The sequence below is a fragment of the Streptomyces sp. NPDC001852 genome, assembly GCF_042891825.1.
Taxonomy (GTDB): Bacteria; Actinomycetota; Actinomycetes; order Streptomycetales; family Streptomycetaceae; genus Streptomyces.
Window position 1 is genome coordinate 68,525 of record NZ_JBIATN010000031.1, and the last position, 22,136, is coordinate 90,660.

Annotated in this window: 17 protein-coding genes, 1 tRNA gene and 1 pseudogene; 6 read left to right on the forward strand and 13 right to left on the reverse strand. The window is 70.5% G+C overall.

The window, feature by feature from the left end; all coding sequences use genetic code 11:
* Positions 1–31: 31 nt before the first annotated feature.
* A complete protein-coding gene (locus ACFYZB_RS37650; protein WP_388766139.1) occupies positions 32–1,702 on the forward strand; it encodes an FHA domain-containing protein in 1,671 nt (556 codons plus the stop codon).
* 23 nt (positions 1,703–1,725) lie between these two features.
* Here ACFYZB_RS37650 and ACFYZB_RS37655 read toward each other — a convergent pair whose 3' ends face one another.
* Positions 1,726–2,703, reverse strand: a complete 978-nt coding sequence (locus ACFYZB_RS37655; protein ID WP_388766141.1) for a methyltransferase domain-containing protein — start codon at positions 2,701–2,703, stop codon at positions 1,726–1,728.
* Positions 2,704–2,801: 98 nt separating this feature from the next.
* Between ACFYZB_RS37655 and ACFYZB_RS37660 the strand changes: the two genes are divergently transcribed.
* Positions 2,802–3,206: a globin gene (locus ACFYZB_RS37660; protein WP_351212963.1), complete on the forward strand. Its 405-nt coding sequence runs from the start codon at positions 2,802–2,804 to the stop codon at positions 3,204–3,206.
* Between the two features lie 100 nt (positions 3,207–3,306).
* On the opposite strand, the gene ACFYZB_RS37665 is transcribed toward ACFYZB_RS37660, so the two are convergent.
* The 5 genes from ACFYZB_RS37665 to ACFYZB_RS37685 all read right to left on the reverse strand — a co-directional run bounded on the left by ACFYZB_RS37665 (position 3,307) and on the right by ACFYZB_RS37685 (position 7,647).
* Positions 3,307–3,984, reverse strand: coding sequence for a hypothetical protein (locus ACFYZB_RS37665; RefSeq protein WP_388766143.1), 678 nt, complete (start codon positions 3,982–3,984; stop codon positions 3,307–3,309).
* Positions 3,981–4,394, reverse strand: a complete 414-nt coding sequence (locus ACFYZB_RS37670; RefSeq protein ID WP_388766144.1) for an acyl-CoA thioesterase — start codon at positions 4,392–4,394, stop codon at positions 3,981–3,983. Before ACFYZB_RS37670 ends, ACFYZB_RS37665 begins: the two co-directional genes overlap by 4 nt.
* A gap of 6 nt (positions 4,395–4,400) precedes the next feature.
* Positions 4,401–6,065, reverse strand: coding sequence for an energy-dependent translational throttle protein EttA (ettA, locus tag ACFYZB_RS37675; protein ID WP_351212968.1), 1,665 nt, complete (start codon positions 6,063–6,065; stop codon positions 4,401–4,403).
* A gap of 483 nt (positions 6,066–6,548) precedes the next feature.
* Positions 6,549–6,902 carry a hypothetical protein gene (locus tag ACFYZB_RS37680; RefSeq protein ID WP_388766146.1) on the reverse strand — a complete coding sequence of 118 codons (354 nt, stop codon included), beginning with the start codon at positions 6,900–6,902 and terminating at the stop codon, positions 6,549–6,551.
* Between the two features lie 523 nt (positions 6,903–7,425).
* Complete coding sequence (locus ACFYZB_RS37685; RefSeq protein WP_388766148.1) at positions 7,426–7,647, reverse strand: hypothetical protein; 222 nt, start codon at positions 7,645–7,647, stop codon at positions 7,426–7,428.
* A gap of 808 nt (positions 7,648–8,455) precedes the next feature.
* Here ACFYZB_RS37685 and ACFYZB_RS37690 point away from each other — a divergent pair.
* Both ACFYZB_RS37690 and ACFYZB_RS37695 read left to right on the forward strand, forming a co-directional pair.
* Positions 8,456–9,124, forward strand: a complete 669-nt coding sequence (locus ACFYZB_RS37690; RefSeq protein ID WP_388766149.1) for a class I SAM-dependent methyltransferase — start codon at positions 8,456–8,458, stop codon at positions 9,122–9,124.
* Between the two features lie 1,161 nt (positions 9,125–10,285).
* Positions 10,286–10,693, forward strand: a complete 408-nt coding sequence (locus ACFYZB_RS37695; protein ID WP_388766150.1) for an SseB family protein — start codon at positions 10,286–10,288, stop codon at positions 10,691–10,693.
* A 235-nt stretch (positions 10,694–10,928) separates the two neighbouring features.
* Here the strand turns inward: ACFYZB_RS37695 and ACFYZB_RS37700 are convergent, their stop codons facing one another.
* The 4 genes from ACFYZB_RS37700 to ACFYZB_RS37715 form a co-directional block, all read right to left on the reverse strand.
* Positions 10,929–12,341, reverse strand: coding sequence for a Cys-Gln thioester bond-forming surface protein (locus tag ACFYZB_RS37700; protein ID WP_388766152.1), 1,413 nt, complete (start codon positions 12,339–12,341; stop codon positions 10,929–10,931).
* A 275-nt stretch (positions 12,342–12,616) separates the two neighbouring features.
* On the reverse strand, positions 12,617–13,099 hold the full coding sequence (locus ACFYZB_RS37705; RefSeq protein ID WP_388766153.1) for a single-stranded DNA-binding protein: 483 nt from the start codon (positions 13,097–13,099) through the stop codon (positions 12,617–12,619).
* A gap of 305 nt (positions 13,100–13,404) precedes the next feature.
* Positions 13,405–15,285, reverse strand: a complete 1,881-nt coding sequence (locus tag ACFYZB_RS37710; protein ID WP_388766223.1) for a YfjP family GTPase — start codon at positions 15,283–15,285, stop codon at positions 13,405–13,407.
* A gap of 966 nt (positions 15,286–16,251) precedes the next feature.
* Positions 16,252–17,856, reverse strand: coding sequence for a dynamin family protein (locus ACFYZB_RS37715; RefSeq protein ID WP_388766155.1), 1,605 nt, complete (start codon positions 17,854–17,856; stop codon positions 16,252–16,254).
* Positions 17,857–18,128: 272 nt separating this feature from the next.
* Between ACFYZB_RS37715 and ACFYZB_RS37720 the strand changes: the two genes are divergently transcribed.
* Positions 18,129–18,204, forward strand: a tRNA-Arg gene (locus tag ACFYZB_RS37720).
* Between the two features lie 176 nt (positions 18,205–18,380).
* On the opposite strand, the gene ACFYZB_RS37725 is transcribed toward ACFYZB_RS37720, so the two are convergent.
* The 3 genes and pseudogenes from ACFYZB_RS37725 to ACFYZB_RS37735 form a co-directional block, all read right to left on the reverse strand.
* Positions 18,381–18,584, reverse strand: coding sequence for a hypothetical protein (locus tag ACFYZB_RS37725; RefSeq protein WP_388766156.1), 204 nt, complete (start codon positions 18,582–18,584; stop codon positions 18,381–18,383).
* A 201-nt stretch (positions 18,585–18,785) separates the two neighbouring features.
* On the reverse strand, positions 18,786–19,610 hold the full coding sequence (locus ACFYZB_RS37730) for a hypothetical protein (protein WP_388766157.1): 825 nt from the start codon (positions 19,608–19,610) through the stop codon (positions 18,786–18,788).
* Between the two features lie 129 nt (positions 19,611–19,739).
* Positions 19,740–20,306, reverse strand: a pseudogene (locus ACFYZB_RS37735) (replication initiator); the annotation flags it as partial.
* 256 nt (positions 20,307–20,562) lie between these two features.
* On the opposite strand from ACFYZB_RS37735, the gene ACFYZB_RS37740 reads away from it, so the two are divergent.
* Positions 20,563–21,672 (forward strand): PP2C family protein-serine/threonine phosphatase, encoded by a 1,110-nt coding sequence (locus ACFYZB_RS37740; RefSeq protein ID WP_388766159.1) that lies wholly within the window; start codon positions 20,563–20,565, stop codon positions 21,670–21,672.
* Positions 21,673–22,136: the final 464 nt, after the last annotated feature.

Here is a 22,136-nt window from a genome sequence, read left to right on the forward strand (position 1 = left end):
CTGGAAGCGTAGGAGAAGGGGAAGCGCCGACATGCCGACCTGCCCGAACGGACACCAGTCGGGTTCCGACGACTGGTGCGAGGTCTGCGGTCACCGCATGGCCGGTGCCGTACCTCCGCCCCCGCCGCCCCCGCCGCCGGGCGGTTACGGCTTCCCGCCCCCGCAGGGCGCCCAGGCCGGCGGACGCCCGCCGGCCGCGTCGGCCCCGGAGCCGGAGCTGTGCCCGCAGTGCCGTACGCCCCGCGAGGGCGGCGCGCCCTTCTGCGAGGAGTGCCGGTGGAACTTCCTGACCAACACGGCCACCTCGTACACCCCGGCCGCGCCGCGCCCGCCGCAGCCGCGGTTCCAGCCGCCGAGCGCGACGTACGGCGGCAATGACGGGTACGAGTACCAGGGCTCTCGGCCCTCGCAGATGAACCGGCCCGCCGAGCCGATCCCGTCCTTCGGCAGCGAGCCGTCGGGCCCGACGCCGTTCGCCGGCGAGCGCGGCCCGGCGGGACCGCCGACCTCGCCCGGTCCGGGCGCTCCGGGCGGCTTCGGTGGCGGCCCGGGGTCCGGTGGACCTTCCGGCTTCGGTGGCGGACCGGGGCAGCCTCAGGGCCAGGGTCCCGGCGGGCCTTCCGGCTTCGGCGGCGGTCCGGGTCAGGGCGGTCCGGGCTCCGGTGGTCCCTCCGGCTTCGGTGGCGGACCCGGTCAGCCTCAGGGCCAGGGTCCCGGCGGGCCTTCCGGCTTCGGCGGCGGTCCGGGTCAGGGCGGTCCGGGCTCCGGTGGTCCCTCCGGCTTCGGTGGCGGACCCGGTCAGCCTCAGGGCCAGGGTCCCGGCGGGCCTTCCGGTCCGCCGCCCTTCGGCCGTGAGCCGTCCGGTCCCGGTGGCCCCTTCGGCCGTGAGCCCTCGGGTCCCGGTGGCCCCACGCCCCCCGGTCCGACCCAGGGCGGTCCCTCCGGCTTCGGCGGCGACCCCTCGCGTCCGGTACCGCCGCCGCCCGGTCCGACCCCGCCCGCCGGCCCCGTTGCCGGTCCCGGCGGCGCCCCGCAGGCGTTCCAGCAGTCCGGCCCGCCCGCGCCACCCGCGTTCCCGCGCGAGACCGGCCGGCCCGCCGGCGGTCCGCCCCCGTTCGGCGGTGGCGCGGACCCGGCCGGTCCCCCGTCTCCCGGCCCGGCCTTCGGCGGTGACGAGGACTGGGTGATCTCCCCGCCGTCGTCCGCCGCCCCCGGTGGCGGTCAGGGCGGCGGGTACGGCTACCCGCAGCCCGGCGCCACACAGGCCCCGCCCGGCGGAGGTTTCCCGCAGCAGCGGGCGACCTGGACGGCGACCATCGGCCCGGACCGCGACTACTTCATGGCGATGATGCAGCGCTCGGGTCCCGAGGCCGCGGGCCTGAACCTGCCCGCGTACTCGCCCGAGCAGCAGCGCACGCTCAGCGGCAACCAGGTCACCATCGGCCGCCGCCGGCACTCCACCGGCGACACCCCCGACATCGACCTGGCGGTGCCGCCGGAGGACCCGGGCGTCTCGCACCAGCACGCGGTACTGGTCCAGCAGCCGGACGGCAACTGGGCGGTGGTCGACCAGAACTCGACCAACGGCACCACGGTCAACATGTCCGAAGAACCGATCCAGCCGTTCGTGCCGGTTCCGCTGCAGGACGGCGACCGGGTGCACGTGGGCGCCTGGACGACGATCACCATCCGGCGCGGCTAGCAGGAGGTCACGGTCGGCAGGAGTCAGGGCAGGGGCCAGGCGTACGGCCCCTCCGGCTGGTCCAGCCACGCCCAGGCGTGCTCGCCGTCGACCGTGACGCCGTACCGCTCGCGCTCCGGACAGCCCTCGCGCTCCCACAGCGCACACGCCTCCAGCGGATCGAGGGTGCCCCGGGTCAGCGCGAGCAGGAAGCGGAACGTCTCCTGCTCGCGGGCCCGGCCCGGCAGCCCGGCGAGCGACACGCCCTCCGCGCCTCCCCGGCCCTCGCCGCGCAGCGGCACGAAGTAGGCGGGCGTGGGCAGGAAGCGGCCCTCGCCGTGGGTCGCGTCCCGCACCGTGAGCGCGAGCAGGCCGGTGGCCAGGGGGGTCAGGATGCGGGCGCCGGGGCGGCACTGGGCGAGCCAGGCACGCGGGACCGTGGACAGCTCGCAGGTGGCGATGATCCGGTCGAACGGGCCACGTTCCGGCACACCGCGCGCGCCGTCGCCGGTGACGACGGCCGGGTGGAATCCGGCCGCTTCCAGGTGCCGGCGGGCCGACTCGGTGATCTCCGGTTCCAGCTCGACGGTGGTGACCAGGTCGTTGTCGCCGAGCCGGTGGGCGAGCAGGGCCGCGTTGTAGCCGGTGCCCGCGCCCACCTCCAGGACCCGGTTTCCGTCCTCGACCTCCAGCGCGGCCAGCATGCGCGCCATCAGGGAGGGCTGGCTGCTGGAGGAGACCAGCTCGCCGTCGCGCAGCCGGGTGGCCAGCGGAATGTCCGCGTAGGCGCCGCGCACCCAGCGCTCGCGGGCCTCCGCGTCGGGGCTCTCGCCCCAGCGACGCTCGTAGCCGCGCTGTCCGGCGACGTAGTAGTACGGCACGAACAGATGCCGGGGCACCTCCGCGAACGCCTCCCGCCACACCGGGTCCGAGGCCCAGGCCCCCTCGGCGTCGATCTCCCGCACCAGCGCGTCCCGCGCGGCGGCGGCCAGGCGCTCGGTCTCGGCGTCGTAGGCACCCATGGGGTCCACAGTAGGGGCGGGCCGGCCCGCGGGTCCTCAAGCTCTCGCAGGTCCTACGGCTCGAGTCCTCGGTCACCGGGTCTGAGACCATAGGGGACGTGAATGAGATTCGGCGCGGCACGCTTCAGGAGCAGACCTTCTACGAGCAGGTCGGCGGGGAGGAGACCTTCCGCCGGCTGGTCCACCGTTTCTACGAGGGAGTCGCCGGGGACCCGTTCCTCAGGCCGATGTATCCCGAGGAGGACCTGGGCCCGGCCGAGGAGCGGCTGGCCCTGTTCCTGATGCAGTACTGGGGCGGCCCCACCACCTACAGCGAGAACCGCGGCCACCCCCGGCTGCGGATGCGGCACGCCCCCTTCACCGTGGACCGGGCGGCGCACGACGCCTGGCTGCGGCACATGCGGGTGGCCGTCGACGAACTCGGGCTGTCGGAGGAGCACGAGACGACGCTCTGGAACTACCTGACGTACGCCGCGGCGTCGATGATCAACACCCCGGACTGACGAACAAGGCGCAGGAGACGGGCGCCGCGGTGCTGCACACGCGCACCCGCGCCCGCACCGAACGCGCCCTGGAGCCAGCGGAGTTGCTGCAGGCGGCCGCTCAGCGCACGCTGACACCCAGCGAGCCGAGCCCGGCCCGCCGTACCGCGACGGACCCGTACGGGGTGCGCAGCCTGAGCCACGCCCCCGAGGAGAACAGCACGGTGTCGGCCGGATCGGCGCCCGGCCGCAGGAAGCCCAGGGACTGGGCCGCGTGCACGGCCCGCACCGGAAGCCCGGTCCGCCCGATCTCCCGGGACCAGATGTCCCGCCCGATCCGGTCCAGCTCCGCGCGGGTACGGCCGTCCGGTGCCAGTTCCTCCGTACGGGACCGGAACTCGGTGACCGCCGCGGCGACGGTGGCCCGCAGCGCGTCCGGCGCGGGCAGCCCCGGCTCGGGCTGCCAGCCGCCGCGCGGCGGCAGCACACCGGCCCACGGCGGACCGGTGACCGCGGCCGACACGCCGGCGGTGGCCCCGCGCTCGTCCACGGACTCCAGGAACTCGCCGGCGGATACGGTCACGTCGAGGGTGGCGTCGAGCCCCTTCTCGTAGGGCTTCGCCAGCCGTACCGCACGGACGGCCAGCACCTCGAAGGACGGCGGCCGGCCGAAGACGGCGAGCGCCGTGCCGGCCGCCTGCAGGCGCACCGCGGCTCCACGGTCGTAGTGGAGCAGCCGGGAGAGGAAGGCGGCGAGGTCGGCCGCCTCCGTCTCGTCGGCCAGGTGCAGCACGGTCATGCGGCGACGGCCTCCTCTTCGGAGTCGTCCCGGTACTTCTGGAGGAACTCCCGCTCCCCGGCGGTGATCCGGCGCGGCCGCTGGGCCTCGAAGTCGAACGGGACGACCACGGTGGCGGCCTGTACGTAGATCGCGTCCGCGTCCTTCACCTCGTAGTTGACGGTGAAGGACGCGGCCCTGATCTCCGTGACCCACAGCTCGATGTCCACGGGCGTGGGCCGGTGGACGAGCTGGCGCCGGTAGTCGATCTCATGGCGCGCCACCACGGACCCCTGCTTGGACTCCGTGCCGCGCAGCGACAGGAAGTCGATGCGAGCCTCCTCCAGATAGCGGAGGAAGATCGCGTTGTTGACATGTCCGTACGCGTCCATGTCCGACCAGCGCAGCGGGCAGCGGTAGATGTGGCGCAAGATCGATCAGCCCCGGGTCAGCTTCTTGTAGGTGGCGCGGTGCGGACGCGCGGCGTCCGGGCCGAGCCGCTCGATCTTGTTCTTCTCGTACGACTCGAAGTTGCCCTCGAACCAGAACCACTTCGACTCACCCTCGTAGGCGAGGATGTGCGTGGCGACGCGGTCGAGGAACCACCGGTCGTGGGAGACGACGACGGCGCACCCGGGGAAGTCCAGCAGCGCGTTCTCCAGGCTGCTGAGGGTCTCCACGTCCAGGTCGTTGGTGGGCTCGTCGAGGAGCAGCAGGTTGCCGCCCTGCTTGAGGGTGAGCGCCAGGTTGAGCCGGTTACGCTCACCGCCGGAGAGGACGCCGGTCGGCTTCTGCTGGTCCGGGCCCTTGAAGCCGAAGGCGGACACGTACGCCCGGCTCGGCATCTCGACCTGTCCGACGTTGATGTAGTCGAGCCCGTCGGACACGACCTCCCACAGCGTCTTCTTCGGGTCGAGGTTGGCGCGCCCCTGGTCGACGTAACTGATCTTGACGGTCTCGCCGACCTTGATGTCACCGGAGTCCGGCGTCTCCAGCCCCTGGATCATCTTGAACAGGGTGGTCTTGCCGGCGCCGTTCGGGCCGATGACGCCCACGATGCCGTTCCTCGGCAGCGTGAAGCTGAGGCCGTCGACGAGGACCTTCTCCCCGAAGGCCTTGTTGAGCTTGTCGACCTCGACGACGATGTTGCCGAGCCGCGGGCCCGGCGGAATCTGGATCTCCTCGAAGTCCAGCTTCCGCATCTTCTCCGCCTCGGCGGCCATCTCCTCGTACCGGGCGAGACGCGCCTTGGACTTGGCCTGCCGCCCCTTGGCGTTCGACCGCACCCACTCCAGCTCTTCCTTGAGCCGCTTCTGCCGCTTGGCGTCCTTCTGGCCCTCGACCTTCAGACGGGAGGCCTTGGTCTCCAGGTAGGTGGAGTAGTTGCCCTGGTACGGGTACGCGCGGCCGCGGTCGAGCTCGAGGATCCACTCGGCCACGTTGTCCAGGAAGTACCGGTCGTGGGTGATGGCCACGACGGTGCCCGCGTACTTGGCGAGGTGCTGCTCCAGCCAGTTCACGGACTCGGCGTCGAGGTGGTTGGTGGGCTCGTCGAGCAGCAGCAGGTCGGGGGCTTCCAGCAGCAGCTTGCAGAGCGCGACGCGGCGCTTCTCACCACCGGAGAGGTTGGTGACGGGCCAGTCGCCCGGGGGGCACCCGAGCGCGTCCATGGCCTGCTCCAGCTGGGCGTCCAGGTCCCATGCGTTCGCATGGTCGAGCTCCTCCTGCAGCTTGCCCATCTCGTCGAGCAGCGCGTCGGAGTAGTCGGTCGCCATCAGCTCGGCGATCTCGTTGAACCGGTCGAGCTTGCCCTTGATCTCGGCGACGCCGTCCTGGACGTTCTCCAGGACGGTCTTCTCCTCGTTCAGCGGCGGCTCCTGCAGCAGGATGCCGACGCTGTAGCCCGGGGACAGGAAGGCGTCGCCGTTCGACGGCTGCTCGAGCCCCGCCATGATCTTCAGCACGGTCGACTTACCGGCACCGTTCGGCCCGACGACGCCGATCTTCGCTCCCGGCAGGAAGTTCAGGGTGACATCATCGAGGATCACCTTGTCGCCGTGCGCCTTGCGCGTCTTGCGCATGGTGTAAATGAACTCAGCCAAGAGAAACCGTCCGGCAGCTTGAAATCTGGCAGTGGGCAGATACACCCCATCTTGCCTGACCGCCACCCCTGGATGGAAACCCGTATGCTTGGGGGCCTCTGACCTGGGCTTTCGCTGGTGGCGGCTGTGGCGCGTCTGTCACTGTCGGTCGCCGTTGGTCGGCCTCGGGCGGCCTCGCACGGCCCGGGGACGGCCCAGAATTGATCATCAGCAACCTGCCGGTGGCCGACGGTGGCCACCATCGACACGGGCCGCCTGAACCTCAGCCGACGACGGTCTGCCGCGACGGCGGGCGTGCCGACCGGCCATGCGCGCGTGTCTCGCTGCACCCCCACCGGCCTCCACCACGCTGCCGGTGCCGCCGACCAGAGCAAGCCACGACGGCCGGCACGTGATGGCGGTGCCTGAGCCCTCAGCTTGGGAAGCTGCGAGCATTCGGGGCGGGTACGGCTGCTGAGCTGGGCGATCGCCTGGTACCAGGTCTCATCGCCTTTGGCTGCTTTCCCCGTGATTCCCCGCTGCTCCCCGCTCTATCCGGTGCGTTTGTGGTGCGGCGGTCGCGTCCTCGCCTGGCGTCGTCGACTCGTCGGCTTCGCCGTACAGGTTGGCGCGTAGGCGCTCCTTGGCCTGTTCTAGCCGTGGGCCGTAGTCGGGCATGAAGATCTCACTCAGCGTCTTGTCCAGCGTTCCTGAGATCGAGTAGATCGGTGACCAGACGGCTCGGTCGTGCACGATCCCCTCAAGGTCGTCGGATCGGAACATGACTTGGTAGAGCCAGTCCGACAGTACGAACGCTTGATCGCGCGTGAGCCGGATGGTGATCGCTTCCTCGTCCACGCCCTCAACCTAGCCGCCTCGACTGGTGGCGTCGCGGGCCCAAGCCTCCACGGTGACCAACACGCTTTCCAAGTCTGTTGGTGCCTGGTCGGGGCGCTTACAGGGCCGTTCACCTGCGTTCATGGGTGGCCTGGCTACGGGAAGGACCTGGCATACGGTCTCGTCCGAACGACGGTGAACGGGGCTGAACGAGACGGAAACCGAGACGGCCGCACTCTTCACCGCAGCACGGGAGGCGGCCCGCGGCCAGTTGCCGGAGCCGCCGTCATTCGTGACCCTAAGCGGCCTTGGGCCGCGCCGCACGTAGGCCCGACGCGGGCTCCTGTGCGTCGAGTGGCAAGGCCTCGTCTTCCCCAAAGTCAGGGGCCTGGAAGGGGTTGGTCGTCGGAGGCGGCGATGCTGCAGCGGAGCAGTGGGGCCGCCCTTCCAGGGCGGAAAACAGCGACGTCAGATCGATGAGAGGACTCTCTTTCGTTACAGGTCCCTGAAGGGGCCTGGTGTGCCGTGACCGGGCACAGCGGTCCTACAGTCTGGTCATCTTGCCGTACGGACTCAAGATCCGCATTTGCGCCGAGCCGAAATCCACGAGCGCCGCGATTCCGTCCTCGATGCCAATGACTCGGCCGAGGCCGTACATGTCGTGTGAGACCTGGTCGCCCACGGCGAAGTGCTTGGGAGCCGGTGTGACCGGGGCCTTGAAGGGGCTGGTAGGCAGATGACGCTTCGGCGCAGCAGGCTTTGTCATGGCTCAGTATGAGCCTACGTGCGTCCCGTTCGCTGTGGCCGTCGGCACAGATCCGGACGGGAACAACCGCTTCATGCCGCTGACCTGGGGTTTCGAGACGTGGTGAGGCGAAACTAGACCGTAGATCCCCTTCACTGACCGTGGCTACCCCCGCATCCCGCACGGTTGCACACGAACCTCAGCCGACGGCAGTCAGCCACGATGGCGCCCCGGTCACGCTACCGGTTCGTGTCGCCGACCAGAGCAAGCCACGACGGCCGGCCCGGGCCGGCTAGGCAGGCGTTTATGTTGACATGTGGGTATCCGCTCTGCCCTGGGACGCAATCGGTCAGGGTGCGTTGAGCGAGGCGATCGGATCGCTCGCCGTCACGGTGGTTTTGACGGGCGGCAGTTGGGCGATGCGAGGCATGCGCCGCCGGCGAAGGAACAAGGGAGTGGTGGCCCCCGCCGTTTCTACGGCCTCCCCGTCCATGCATGAAGCCTGCTCGGTGCCTGACACTGCGGTCAAGCAGGAGTGACTCGGGGAGGAGGGCCCGGGACCCAAAGAATCCCGGGTGCCGGGAGGCTCCGAACCTGTGCTCTCTCCAGACCTTCTGATCCGTAGCTCTACATGGATCGGTCATCCAAGGTCATACAGGCTGCCGGAAGGGCTATGAGGGTTCGTGTTGGGCGCTGCCGGTTGCTGGGGTTGATGTACTTCGCTGCTGTACGGCATACGCCCTCACGAGGTCAGCCGGGCCGTGAAGAACGGCTTGGTGTTAACCGCTTTGCCAGCCCCAAGTTCCCAGTACAGTCCTATCGTTGGCTGATGCGCACACACCCCATTGACCGCCCGGCGGATCTCGACGTCGTACGTGAGTCCTACGACCGGGTGGCCGACAACTACGCCCACATGGTCGTGACGTCGGGAATCGGCGACATCCGCAAGGATCCATGGCTCAAGGCGTCGATCGACGCTTTCGCCGACACCGTGCGCGGGCTCGGGCCCGTCCTCGACGTCGGCTGCGGCCCCGGAACGGTGACCGCCTACCTCGCCGAACGCGGACTCGATGTATCCGGGGTGGATCTCTCTCCTCGCATGATCGAGAATGCGCGCCGACTTCATCCGGAGTGCCGCTTCGCTGTCGCTTCCGCCACCGAGCTCGACCTCGGTGAAGGGTCTTTGGGCGGCGTGCTCGGGTGGTGGTCACTGTTCAACCTCCCTCGGGACGTCCTTCCCCAAGTCCTCGCCCTGTTCGCGCGCGCGTTGAAGCCAGGCGGCCACTTCATTACCGGAACACACGTCGGTGACGAGGACGCGGTGCGCACCGAGGCCTACGGCGGCGTACCCGTCCGCTGGACGACACACAAGTGGCGGCCTGAACAACTCGTCAACCTGATCGAGCAGGCCGGCCTAAACCCGGTCGCCGAATTGCGACTCCCTCCGACGGATTACAGCGGGCCCGGTCTGGTCGTCATGGCCAAGCGGCCCGACTGACGATCACGAGGAATCGAAGCGGCATAGGGGCTTCTGCCGGGAATCACCACCTGACGCCTACCGCCACTTGTCGTTTGGATACTCCCCGATGGGCCGGGGGGGTGCTCAGTAGTCGAGGAAGTAAAGGACCGGGTCTCTGACCTGCGGCCCGGCAATCGATCAACGCTGCGACCTGCGACTTAGCTGTCGGTGGTTGTCCGTGTTGGTCGTCGTTGAGCACCCCCGCACGGCCCAGAGACGGCCCGAGCGGGGGTGTCGTACATGGCCCCTCGATGCGAACCATGGGCATGGTGGTCACTGAGGTTTCCTGAGCTGGTGGCGCACCTGGCTAGGGTCGAAGACGGCTGGCGCTGGTCGGTGGGGTTGCTGTCCTTCGCTGCTGTACCGCCGCCGGGTACGTGGCCATTGAGGAGTTGGATCAGGTGCCGGTACAACTGACGAGTGACAGAACCTCTTGTCCCCCGCCCGGCCGCGAAAACGGGCCGGTGGACCAAGCAGTCAGCGGGCGCGACGTTCGCCGCTGCCGCAGCATTCGCGATCACTCGCGACGTCGCATTTGAGCCCTTCAGGCAGGCGCTGCCCGACTGGGCGTACACGGCTACCGTGCTGGTGGGACTCATCGTGGCTGCTGGCGCCTACTGCCTTGCCGTGATGTGGCTGAGGCGCTTGCCGTAGCCAGGCTCACGCGACCTTGGATTGCTGCCTTCACGAGACCGCGCGGTCGGCGTAGCGACTTCAACCGGGAGTTTCAATGACTTAGTCAAGCGCCGCTGCCCGAGTCCTGAGCACCAGTTTGGAAGATCGCGTATGCGAGTGCGATACCCGCTCATCGGGCACGCAGGGGGCACGCGTGGCTCTCTGCCGTGCTCTCAGCATCATGCAGCGTCTTGCAGGTCGGTCCACCCGCTGCATGCCTCAATCCGCAGTCCGCTGCCATCCCTGACTGACCGCTGCCGTTCGCTGTTGTTGGTGTCAGGCGTTGACCTGGGGGTGCCGGTCGCTACGACCGTCGCTAGTAGGCGTCACGGTCGGCACTAAGTGGCGTCGGACGGCCCAGGGACGGCCCGAGGACGGGCGCTCGTGCGCAGGCTCACCGCATGATGGGACCGATCGTTGGGTAGACGGTCGTAGAGGGCGGCTCTATGCAAAGGGTGCGGCGCTATGACCGAGATCCCGGCAGAGGTCTTCGAATTGGTGGCGCGGAAGGCCCTGCAAGACCTGTCCAATGCGGCGGACCTACGAGCGCTGGAAGCCCTTGCTGGCTGTGACGTGCTGATTCCTGCGATCGGCGGGATCCGATACACGCGTGATCGCAGTGAACTCGTGCGGCTTGTGCTGCCGGTGATCGAAAGCGTCAGCGACGCCCCCGCGGTCATGGTGTTCACGTCGGAGGAACGGCTGCTCAGGGCCTTTCCTCAGGTGCCCTGCTACAGGCCTGTCACCCTGCGGGACCTGGCCTCTCGCTGGCCGAGCGACGAGGTGGTACTGGTGATCGACGCCGGGGACGAGGACGAACTGACCCTGTCCGCACACAAGGCGCGGTGGCTGCTCGGTCGCTGCCTCGTGTGACCGCCAGGGTCTGTAAGGCAGCCTCGAACTCCGGAGCGCGGCTCCAGCACCCCGACGCGCTATCTCCACTGGACCATCCTCGCCGCCCGAAGCGGCCCCTCGGTGACGTTTCCGCCCCAGGTCAGAGGCAACTCTGTACAGGCCCCTGGCAAGTAACACCCCATCTTGCCGTACGGCCAGCGGGCTCGGCCGACGGCCGTTCTGTCGTCGTTGGCCTTGCGACGCGCGCCGCCGGTCAGCCGTCGGCCTGTTCGCGCTTGCGCAGCAGGACCAGGACCGCGCCGCCGATCACCACGAAGCCGATGGCCACCCCGGCGATCAGCGGGGTGATGGCGGAGCCGCCCGTCGCGGCGAGGTTGGTGTCGGGGGCCGTGGTACCGCCGACCGAGGCGGGGCTGGGCTCGTTGCGGACCTGGGCCGACTGCGTGGTGATCGCACCCTGCGTCTTGCAGTCGAGGACTCCGGTGAAGCGATGGCTGAAGCCGTGGGGTCCGGTGATCGTGAAGTCGTAGGCCTGGTCCTCCTGCAGCGGGACGGTCACCGTGCGGGAGGCGCCCGCGGGGATGTTGTGCTCGGCGCCCATCAGCTCGAAGGTGAAGGGCTTGTCGCCCTTGTTGGCCGCGAAGATGTCCAGGGCGCCCTTGGCGCAGTCCTTCCGGGCCGACACCGCCGGTATGGGACCCCCGGCCGCCCAGGTGGCGGTCGCGGCCGCGGAGACCGTGGACTCGCTGGAGCCGGCCAGGATCTGGGTCTGGCTGCGGCTGTCGGAGGCGAAGGCCCGGCCGACCGGCACCGTGGTTGACGCCTGCACGGTCAGCTGCGCCGAGCCGGTCGAGGCGTTCTCCGGAATGTCGAAGTACAGCTGGGTGCCGTTCTGCGCGGAGGTGATCGCCTTGCCGGTCTTGTCGGTGATCCGTACCCCGCTGGTGGCCGCGTCCGGCGGCGGGCTCACCGTGACGGTGGCCGCGTTGGTGTGCACGGTCACCGGGCCGAGTACGCCCCCCGGCCGGCCGGAGACCGCCGGCGGGTCCAGGGTCAGCGAGGCCTGCGGTTCGCCGAGGTCGCGGGCGCTCTTCTGCAGATAGTCGGCGAGCTTCTCGGCCTGCGCGTCGACGGCGTCGACCTTCGCGTGGTCGGAGTAACGCCAGATGGCCACCTGGGTGCCGGCCGCCGCGTCCTGCTCGGTCAGGGCACCGACGCCGGCCTGACGGGCGAGCGCGGCGAGGTCGTTGACCTGGGGGTAGGAGTTCTGCAGGATCCAGCGGATCCGGCCGGCGTCCTTGTTGCCGCCCAGCGAGGTGCCGCTCCAGGGCGTCTCCTGGTAGAGAGCGTCACGCTGGGCGGGATCGTGGAGGTCGATGCAGTACGTCTGCAGGGTGCCGCCGCCGTCGACGGACATCTCGAACAGGCCCGCCTCCACGCGCTGGTCGCCGCCGACCTCGTGGATCACCGCCTCGCCGTAGGTCTTCAGGCCGTTGATCGTGGCCGTCGCCCCACCCTGGGTCTGCGGTATCCCGTCGGTCCCGTCGGCCACGGCCGTACCGGCGCCGGACAGCACACCGGCTGCCACGAGGCCGGTCACCGTCGCGGCGGCCGCCAGGCGGGCCGTTCCGTTGGAACGGCGGAACCCACAGAACGCAACAAGCACAGAATTCCCCTTCGAGCAGGACCCGTTGGACGTGGGGGACGGTCCCACCAGCAGAATCGGCAGCCCCTAGGGGCACGCCCGGCATCCTATGGATCAGCCGAAGACTCTCCTGCCGGTCGGATGATCCGATGGGCGATCCGATCCGCAATCGTTATCGCCGGGACCGTCCATGAGCTGGGCATATCGACAAATGCACCGGTTCGTACGGGGCGTTCGGCAACCGGGCGATCACCGGCCCGGTCGCCGAACGCCCCGCCTGTGACCGGATGCTGATCTCATGTCACCGCCACTGCCACTGCGGCCTGTTGAGGCATACCGCCGCCCTCGTCCGGTGTGTCATCGGGGCGCGGTGCCTCCCAGTTCGGCTCCGGCCGGGTCGCCGTCGGCGGTGCGTCCGGTTTGGCCGCACGCTGGAAGGCGGCCGTACCGCGTGCGAGGTCGTGGCCGATCGCCACGGCATCGATGTCGGCGGAGGCCCACTGCTGCTGCCCGTCGCGCACCTCCGTGCGCACCTTCAGCCGGCCCTGTACGACGACGGGCTGGCCCACCTCCACACACGCGGCCACGTTGACCGCGAGCTGTCGGTTGGCCCACACCGTGAAGAAGTTGGTGTGCCCGTCGGTCCAGGTGCTCCTCTCCCGGTCCCAGTAGCGCGCGGTCACGGCCAGCCGGAACCGGGCCGACGGACCCGCCGCCGACTCCCGGTACACCGGCTGGGTGGCCACATTGCCCACCACGCACACGATGGTCTCGTTCATGTCTCGCTCCCCTCCCCCGCCCGGTCCCTTCCGACCGGGCGGACACGCGCACGGGCCCTTCCCGTACAGCGGTGTCTGCGGCCGGAACCGCCCTGCGATCGCCGCGAACCCAGACTGCCTCCGCCGGGCCGGGCCCGCTGAGAGCTGTGGACGACCACCCCACCTGTGGAAAACCCCGTCACCCGCACGAGTGGCCCCGCCGACGGCGGCCCTCCTCACCCACCCGGGCCGGCCCTCGAAACACGGCCGAGGGGCCCCGGAAACACCCGAGGCCCCTCGCGCTCACGCATCGTCCGCTGCGGCTCTCACCCCACTGCGGCCCCGTTCCGCACGACGCGCCCGTACTGCTCCCGTACCTCCCGGTACCGCAAGAGCTCCGCCGCCACCGGATCGAGCACCCGGGCCCGGCCGCAGCCGGCGGCCGCCTCCCGGAGCCGGCGTTCCGCCTCCTGGCCGTAGCGCCGGGCCGGGCCCCTCGCCGCCATCCGGCAGCCCCACTCCACCAGCGGTCCGCCGATGATCCCGCACACCATCAGCAGCACCGGCACCCAGAGGTTGGGCGCCATGACCCCGACGATCTGGCCGAACAGCCACAGTCCGCCCAGGACCTGCAACAGGGTCATCGCCGCCTGGACCAGCACCGCAGCCGGCCACCAGCCGGGCCGCGGTGGGCGGCCCGGCGGGAGTCCGGCCCGAGCCGCCAGTTCGTCCAGCGCCTCGGACAGCCCCTGCGACCCGCGTACGGCCGCCTCGCGCACCGCCTGCGCCCACGGCGCCGGCAGCCCGGCCGAGGCCCGCTCGGACACCGTACGGACCGCCTGTTCCACACGCTGGCGTGCCGTGGCCTCCTCGTCGGGCTGGGCCGTGCGCACCGGGATGCGGCCCGTGGTGGACTCGCCGCGGCTCTGGTACCAGCGCCACAGCCGCAGCCAGGGCGTGCCGCAGGCCCGGTTGGCGTTGCGCAGCCAGGCGCGCTCGGCGGCCTCGCCCGCCGCGGTGGCGCCCACCGCGTCCGCGAGCCGCGCGGCGAACTCGTCGCGCGCCTCCTCGCTGAGGCCGACGCGCCGGCCCGTGGCGTACATGGGCCGCAGCCCTGCCGCGGCGGCGTCCACGTCGGCCGACACCCGGCGGGCCGCCGCACCGCGCTCCGCCACGAACTGCCCCAGCAGCTCGCGCAGTTCACCGACGCCGTTGCCGGTGAGGGCGGACAGGGCGAGCACGGTGGCGCCCGGTTCGCCGTACTCGCCGAGCGCGATCCCGTCCTCGTCCAGCAGTCGGCGCAGATCGTCCAGGACCTGGTCGGCGGCCTCCTCGGGCAGCCGGTCGACCTGGTTGAGGACGACGAACATCACCTCGGCGTGGCCGGCCATGGGCCGCAGATAGCGCTCGTGCAGTACGGCGTCGGCGTACTTCTCCGGGTCGACCACCCAGATCACCGCGTCGACCAGCTTCAGGATCCGGTCGACCTGCTTACGGTGCTCCACGGCAGCGGAGTCGTGGTCGGGCAGGTCGACCAGGACCAGCCCGCGCAACTGCGCTTCTGCCTCCGGGCTCTGCAGCGGACGGCGGCGCAACCGGCCCGGGATGCCGAGCCGGTCGATGAGGCCCGCCGCACCGTCGCTCCAGCTGCACGCGATGGGCGCGGCCGTGGTCGGACGTCGTACGCCGGTCTCCGAAATGGCCACTCCGGCGAGGGCGTTGAACAGCTGCGACTTGCCACTGCCGGTCGCGCCCGCGATGGCCACGACGGTGTGCCGGCCGGAGAGCTTCCGGCGGGCAGCCGCCTCGTCCAGCACCCGGCCCGCCTCGGCGAGGGTGTCGCTCTCCAGGCGGGTCCGCGAGAGGCCGACCAGCTCGCGCAGGGCGTCCAGCCGGGAACGCAGTTTGCCGTCGTACGCCAGGGGAGCCGGGCTCTGGCTGCCGGGGCCGCGGCTGCTGCTCTCCAGGGCGGAGGCCCGTTCGGCGGCGAGGGCGGCGGCCGTCGCCTCCGTGACGCGCCGGGCGATGAGGCCGTCGTCCCAGGACTCGGCGGACTCGGAGGAGTCTGCGGATTCGGGCGACTCGGGGGACGGCAGTTGCGAGGACTCCGTTGCCCCGGAAGGCTCCACCGGCCTGGGGCGCTTGAGGACGGCGGCGTCTGCGTCCCTGGTGGCGCGGGGGACGGGGGTCGGCGCGAACGTGGGCATGGGCGGGAGCGGCGGCCTGGGAGGGAGTGAGGGTGTCGGCGCGGGTTTGGCGATGGGGGCGGATGTGGCTTTGGGGGCCTCTTCGGTGGTCGAGACGGGGGCGGTCCTGGGGCCGGATTTCGCAAACGGGGCTGGTTCGGCGATCGGGGTCGGCTTGGTGGTGGGTGCCGACGTGACTTCGGCGATCTGAGTGCCTCGTGGGGCGGAGGCGTCCTGTGTGAGTTCGGGCAGCGGGTGTGGCAGGCAGAGCTGCGTGCCGTACCCGGTGTCGGCGTACTCGACGTCGCCCTCGTCCGCGCCCCCGGCCTCTTCCTCGTCCCGCACGCGCGCGTGCCGCTCGATCGCCGGGCTCTCGGGGCCCCAGGCGGCAACGTGCCCGCCCTCCGCCCGCTGGTCGCCGGTGCCCGCACCGCCGGAGCGAACAGCGGGTCGGGCGAGAGCAGCGCTGCCGGAGTCGGAGTTGTCGAAGGCGTCGGAGGCGTCGGAGGCGTCGGAGGCGTCGGGGGCGTAGGGGGCGTAGGGGGCAGCATCGGAGATGTCGGCGATCCCGAAGCGGTCGATGACGTCCGCGAACCCGGGACGGGGATCACCCGCCCCACCGCCGCCGTTCAACCCGTTCGGGCCACGCCCAAGAGGCTCGGCACGCCCGGCCGCACCTGCGCCGTGTGTGACGCCTTCCGCGTACTCCACGTACTCGACGCGCTCACCCACGCGATCCACGTGCTCGATGTGTTCCCCGTGCGCTACGTGCTCCACGTGCCCCGCTTGCTCCACAAGCCCGGGCTCGAAGTGGCCACCGCGTTCCATGTGGCCGTTACCCGCGTCGCTGCCCTCGCTGCCGTCGCTGGCGTCGCTGCTGTGGCTGCCGTGGCTGCCGTGCTCGATGTCCCTCATGCGTCCCACGCGCCTCGTGTGGTCGATGTGATCCGTATCCGTGTGGTCCTGGTCAGTGACGGCGGTCACCGGTCACCTCTCCTTCTGCAGTACGGACAGCGCGGCGATGAGTTCGGCCTGGGGCTCGGGGTGGACGTCCAGGGCGTCGAGCGGGGCGAGGCGCCGCTCGCGTTCCGTGTACATGACACGATCCACGTGCTCGTTGAGCAGCCGCCCGGCCCGGTCGCGCAGCCGCAGCGCACCGTGCGCCCCGAGCCGCTCCGCGAGCCCCTCGCCCGCGCTGCGCGCCCGGCGTCCACCGAGCAGCGCGGTGGCGACCAGGGCGGCGATGAGCTCCGGGTCGGGTGCGGTGGTGCGTTCCAGGCCGCGTACCTCGTCCTCGGCGTACTCCTCCAGCTCGCGCCGCCAGCGTCGTACGGCGACGCCGATGCGGTGTTCGGTGCTCTCCGCGGAGGACTCCCCGGCGGCGAGGGCCGGGTCGGCTCCGGCCGGCTCGCGCCGCCAGGCCTCGTCGATGCGCTCGTCGGCCGCGGTGACGGAGCACAGCAGCAGGGCGGCCAGACTGGCCACGAGTGCGTCGAGGAGCTCGCCGGGGGCGCAGTCCAGGGGGAAGGCCCGCCAGCGCTTGAGGGCGTCCCCGGCCAGTACGGCGCCGGACTGGAGCCGGCCACGCACGCGCGCGTGCTCGCCGTCGTACGCGGTGTCCACCGCGGAGGTGAGCCGGAGCGCGGCCGCGTACTGGGCGGCGGCGGCGCCGGCCAGCTCGGGCAGGCGGGACCTGAGCGAGTCGAGGAGGCCGTAGGCCGTGCGGGCCATGATCTGCCCCCGGGCTGCGGGGTCCTGGGTGTGCTGCGCGAGCCAGTTCTTCAGCGGCGCGACGGCGGTGGCGGGCAGCAGGCCCGCACCCCAGGCGGACTCGGGCAGCTCCGGCACGGTGAAGCGGGGTACGTCGCCGAGGCCGGCCTTGGCGAGCAGGGCGCCGTACTGCCGGGAGACCTCGGAGACGACCTGGTGGGGCACGCGGTCCAGGACGGTGACGAGGGTGGCGTCGTACTCCTTGGCGGTGCGCAGCAGGTGCCAGGGGACGGCGTCGGCGTACCGGGCGGCCGTGGTGACCATGATCCAGATGTCGGCTGCGCACATCAGCTCGGCGGCCAGGACGCGGTTGTCGGCGATCAGGGAGTCGATGTCGGGGGCGTCGAGGATGCCGAGTCCGGGCGGGACGGTGTCCGCGGTCTCGACGCGCAGCACGCGCGTGGGGGGCTCGCCCGCCAGGAGGAGGTCGTCGGGGTCCTCCTGGGGCGCCCACACGCGCGTGAGCGTGGGCAGCACACGCGTGGTGCCGAACCAGTGATGGTCCTCCGGATGGCAGACGAGCACCGGCGTCCGCGTGGTCGGCCGCAGCACCCCTGCCTCGCTCACCGGGCGGCCGACGAGCGAGTTGACGAGCGTCGACTTGCCGGCGCCGGTGGACCCGCCGACGACGGCCAGCAGCGGCGCCTCGGGATCCCGTAGGCGGGGTACCAGGTAGTCGTCGAGTTGCGCGAGGAGTTCGTCGCGGTTGGCACGCGCGCGTGGCGCTCCCGGCAGGGGCAGCGGAAAGCGTGCGGCGGCGACACGGTCGCGCAGTGCGGAAAGTGTGTCGAGCAGCTGAGGCCGAACGTCCAAGGTCACCACATGTGAAGAATGCCCAATTTTAGGGTGATTCTGAAGCATATGGACATGTCTGCGCGCCGACGGAACAGAACGGACTCATGGGGCGACCGGGACACGAGCACAGTCCAGGCATAACGAGTGCACAACACCCGGTGCGCCGGAGGCCAAAAGCGATGCACGATTCGTACCTGCCTGCGATTATCGGGATCGCTTCACCAAACCTCCACATCGAGCCACGGAGGCGAAGCGACAGGGTCGAGGACCAGGGAGCTTTATCCTTGTCCCGCCACCAGGCCCCCGTAGCTCAGTGGATAGAGCAGGCGCCTTCTAAGCGCTTGGCCGCAGGTTCGAGTCCTGCCGGGGGCGCCATCTCAGCCCTCCCGCTCGGGAGGGCTTTTTGCTGGTCAGGGTGGGTGCCGGTGGGTACGACGAAGCCCCGGCCGCCCTCTCGATGGTCAAGGGAAGATTCCGGGGCTGCCCGGCTGTCACCGGGTTTTCGCGGGTGACCGCGTCGGATACGTGTCGAAGTTCCCGACCGGGGAAGATCAGCCAGCGCCTGGCAGCTCTGTCTCTGGGAGATCGCCCGCGGCCTCCAGTCGCCGTTTCAGGTCCGGCAGCTGCCCGTCGACGCAGCGAGCGTAGGTCCCCAGGAGCACGGCGACGCTGTTTCCGGCCCACTCGGCCACCTGGGCGAGCGGGATGCCGTCGTTGAGCCACTTGGTCAGGCGCGTGTTCCGGTTGTCGTACACGCGCCGCCCGGTGGGCGAGTCGAAGACGTGCGGAGGCAGTACGGCCTTACGTGCGCTGCGCCAGACCCGGCGGATGACGGAGCCGGCGAGGATGCCACCGGTCTCCCCCTGGAACAGGAGATCACCCGGCTGGAGCTGTTCGTCCTCGATGTGCTGCCGCAGGATGCGCGTCAGGGCCGTATGCCCGGCACCGTGCGTGTTTCACCCTGGATCTCCCCCGTGTCGGTCCACTGCTTTCCCACCTTCGGGATGGCTACGGCTTCTTCGGGGTGTGGGCCGCAGTAATACAGCCTGGCGAAGAAGGCGTGGAGCCGCTTGCCGCGGCGCGGCCGGCGCCGTATCCAGTCGAGGAGTGCCGCTGCCTGCTCGGGATTCAGCAGGGACCGCTTGTCCACGGCGTTCGTGGTCTTCGTGAGCGCCGTCGGGTCCTTTGCCCTTGAACAGGGGGTTGGTCCGCAGGATGCGCCGCCGGATCGCGTACTTCATGGCGACGTTGAGGATCCGGCGGTTGCGCTTCCGGGACCAGGCCGCCGCTTGCTTGCCGTCGAGGCGGGTGTCGATGGCCTGCAGGACCTGGTCGACCTTCTCGGGGTCCTCCCAGGCGGAGACGGGAAGGGAGTTCCGCTCGACCCGCTTGAGGATGGCCACCACGTCTCGGGGTGCCTCCGGGCGCCGGTTCGTGTTGAACGCCCATTCGCGAAGGGCCGTCCGCACGGCCGCAGGTGCGAACTGGGTGGGCTTGGCCCGCAGCAGGGCGTTGGTGGTCGCGGTCAGTGTCTTCGCGATGTTCTTGCGGCTGTTGCCGCCGAGTTGAGGCCAGCGGGCGTCCACGTACTCGACGGCGAACTTGTACCAGCTCATGGCAGCCGACTTGGAGCGATGGGACACCGGGAGACCCGTGGCGACGACGAAAGCCTCGCCCGTGCCCGTGGCCCGGATGAGTTCTGAGCGGAAGCCCTCGGCGAGCGCGACGGTGTTGACAGGGCTCGCGCCAGCGCTCGCTCCGCCGGATCCGGAGGTCGCCATTCGGGAGCTTGATGCAGCGCGGCGCGCGACGCTTGGCCCGCCAGTCGTAGAAGGTCGAGCGGGAGATGGCCAGTTCCTCGCAGACCTCCACGAGGGTGAGCATGGTGCGTCGTGACCGGATGGCCGTGGTCATTCCGTGCTCCCTTCGTTCAGGAGGGCGTCGCGGGCGGTTTCGCGGTTGGTCTGGAGGTCGCGGGCGATGGTTGCGGCGAGGGCGGGCTCACCCGGCGTGTGGCCGTGGCCGGCGTACTGCCAGTCGGCCAGGACGAGGACGGTGTCCGGCTCACGGTCGTCGAGACCGAGGACGGATGCCTCCTGGGCGGCGCGGTAGTCGGCGCGTTCCTGGCGAAGGGCGCCGGGGGTGGTGGAGTAGGTGCGCGACTTGGACGAGGAGTGGCCGCGGATGTTCTCGGCAGCCTTGGTGGCGTACTTGGCCACGTATCAGGCGACGGTCTGTTCGGTGATGTCGGAGCCGTCGTCGAAGGCCTTGACCGGGCGGACGTCGAGCTGTCGGCCCCAGCGGAAGGTACGGGCGGGCTCGTCACCGGCAGCCGGGACCGAAAGGGAGGTGTACGAGTGCGCTGCGGCTGCGTGGAGCGCGTCCGTGAGGAGGTCGACCGTGGCCCAGGCGGGCGGCGGCGTTCCGGGCCCTTCCGGGCCGTCGAGGCGTACGACGGCGTGGAAGGGCAGGGCTCCGACCAGCGGGTCGACGGCGGACGGGATGGGAGCTGGGGTGAGTGGTGGGTGAAGAGGTAGGCACCTGAGCCTCGCAGCCGTGCCGAATGTGGTTCGGCGCTCAGACCGCGGCGTACGCCCCGGCAAGGTCTCCGGGCACGCCAATCGATCACCGTTCGTGTGTAGCCGCCCTTGGGCCTACAACATCATGAGGCGAGCTGCGACTCCCCGCTCGTATCGTGAAAAGAGACAGAGCTGCGGGCAAGGCAGGGAAGTCATGAAGGTACCGGCGATCGACTACGCGGCGGTGTTCCAGGCCCTTCCCGGGGCGGTGGCGCTGGTGACCCCGCAACTGATCTACGCGGACGCCAACGCGGAGTTCCTGCGCCTGCGGGGCCTTCCACGCGAACAAGTGATCGGTCACTTCGTGCCCGAGGACCACCCCGAAAAAGCCCCCGCCGAGCCTCTCCTGCTCAGAGTTCTGGCGTCACTGCGCCAGGCGGCCGACACCGGTGAGCGCAGCATCGTAGCGTTGCAACGCTACGAGATGGAGGACCCCGATCAGCCCGGAGTGTGGCACGAGCGGTACCTCAACATGACCAACATTCCTGTGTTCGGACCGGATGGGCAGGTGGCACTGCTGCTGCACCGGGCGGAGGACGTCACCGAACTCATCCGCGCCCGGGAAGTCGCGCTGACCTTGCAGGAATCCATGCTGCCCGCTCCCCGGCCGGTCGGCCGGCATCCGGCGGCCGTACGCTACCGGCCCGCCGCCGAAGCACTGAATGTGGCAGGCGACTGGTACGACCTGGTTGATCTGCCCGGCGACCGCATCTCCGTCGCTGTCGGCGACGTCGTCGGCCACGGCCTGGCCGCGGCCGGCGTCATGGGACAACTGCGCAGCGCCCTCAGCGCCGCCTCCCTCGTCGCCAAAGGCCCCGCCCGCGCCCTGGAAGTCCTCGGGCTGTACGCCCGCACCGTCGACGGCGCCGAGAACACCACCGTGGCCACGGCATTCATCGACTGGGAGACCCGCACCATCACCTACAGCAGCGCCGGCCACCCCCCACCCGCGCTCCTGCAGAGGGACGAGACCGTCGAGTTCCTGGACCAGGCCACCGACCCGCCCCTGGCCGCCTGCCCTCAGCACGCCCCCCGGGTCCAGGCTGTCACGACCTTCCGCGAGGGCGCCGTCCTCGTGCTCTACACCGACGGCCTGATCGAACGCCGCCATGAAGACATCGATACCGGCCTCGCCCGGCTCGCCGACTCTCTGGCCCGCCATCAGGCAGAGGACCCCGAAGCCCTCGCCGACGCCGTGCTCAACGACCTGCTTCCATCAGGCGACGCCACCGACGACACCGCCCTGGTCATCATGCGCCTGTGAATCCAGCCCGCTACGTTCGCCTGCCCGTTCGTACCCCGCCGACGACAGTGAAGCGCTTACAACGCGCGGCAGCAAGACGCTGGGTTCACAGAAGCGGTATCGAACTCCCAAGCGCCTGGCCGCAGGTTCGAGTCCTGCCGGGAGCGCCCGAGCGCGTTCGTTCGTTTCGCGGAAGGCCGAGGTCACGACCGATATTCGGCCCTGATGGGGGAGGGTCGTGTGCGTCTCGTGGGGCGGAAAGCCGCCCGTGATGGCAGTGCGTCATCCGCAGTGCGTCCAGCGTGTCCGCGGTATCAGCCCGGACAGCCTGCGTATCAGCCCGGTCAGCCTGCGCATCGGACAGGTGCGGCGGCGGGCGGGCCTCCTCTCCGGTTCCCGGAATATCGCGTGCTCACCAGGTGTCGGACCCTCCGGGCGGGGGATGGAGACTCCTCCCGTCCGGGAACGGCGACAGATGTCCGGGA

What these genes read in the sequence shown, in the direction of transcription:
- ACFYZB_RS37710 (WP_388766223.1), bottom strand. Translation starts at nt 15,285, where the DNA reads ATGCCCACGTTCGCGCCGACCCCCGTCCCCCGCGCCACCAGGGACGCA.
- ACFYZB_RS37655 (WP_388766141.1), bottom strand. Translation starts at nt 2,703, where the DNA reads ATGGGTGCCTACGACGCCGAGACCGAGCGCCTGGCCGCCGCCGCGCGG.
- ACFYZB_RS37740 (WP_388766159.1), top strand. Translation starts at nt 20,563, where the DNA reads ATGAAGGTACCGGCGATCGACTACGCGGCGGTGTTCCAGGCCCTTCCC.
- ACFYZB_RS37665 (WP_388766143.1), bottom strand. Translation starts at nt 3,984, where the DNA reads ATGACCGTGCTGCACCTGGCCGACGAGACGGAGGCGGCCGACCTCGCC.
- ACFYZB_RS37650 (WP_388766139.1), top strand. Translation starts at nt 32, where the DNA reads ATGCCGACCTGCCCGAACGGACACCAGTCGGGTTCCGACGACTGGTGC.
- ACFYZB_RS37705 (WP_388766153.1), bottom strand. Translation starts at nt 13,099, where the DNA reads ATGAACGAGACCATCGTGTGCGTGGTGGGCAATGTGGCCACCCAGCCG.
- ACFYZB_RS37695 (WP_388766150.1), top strand. Translation starts at nt 10,286, where the DNA reads ATGACCGAGATCCCGGCAGAGGTCTTCGAATTGGTGGCGCGGAAGGCC.
- ACFYZB_RS37730 (WP_388766157.1), bottom strand. Translation starts at nt 19,610, where the DNA reads ATGGCGACCTCCGGATCCGGCGGAGCGAGCGCTGGCGCGAGCCCTGTC.
- ACFYZB_RS37685 (WP_388766148.1), bottom strand. Translation starts at nt 7,647, where the DNA reads ATGACAAAGCCTGCTGCGCCGAAGCGTCATCTGCCTACCAGCCCCTTC.
- ACFYZB_RS37690 (WP_388766149.1), top strand. Translation starts at nt 8,456, where the DNA reads ATGCGCACACACCCCATTGACCGCCCGGCGGATCTCGACGTCGTACGT.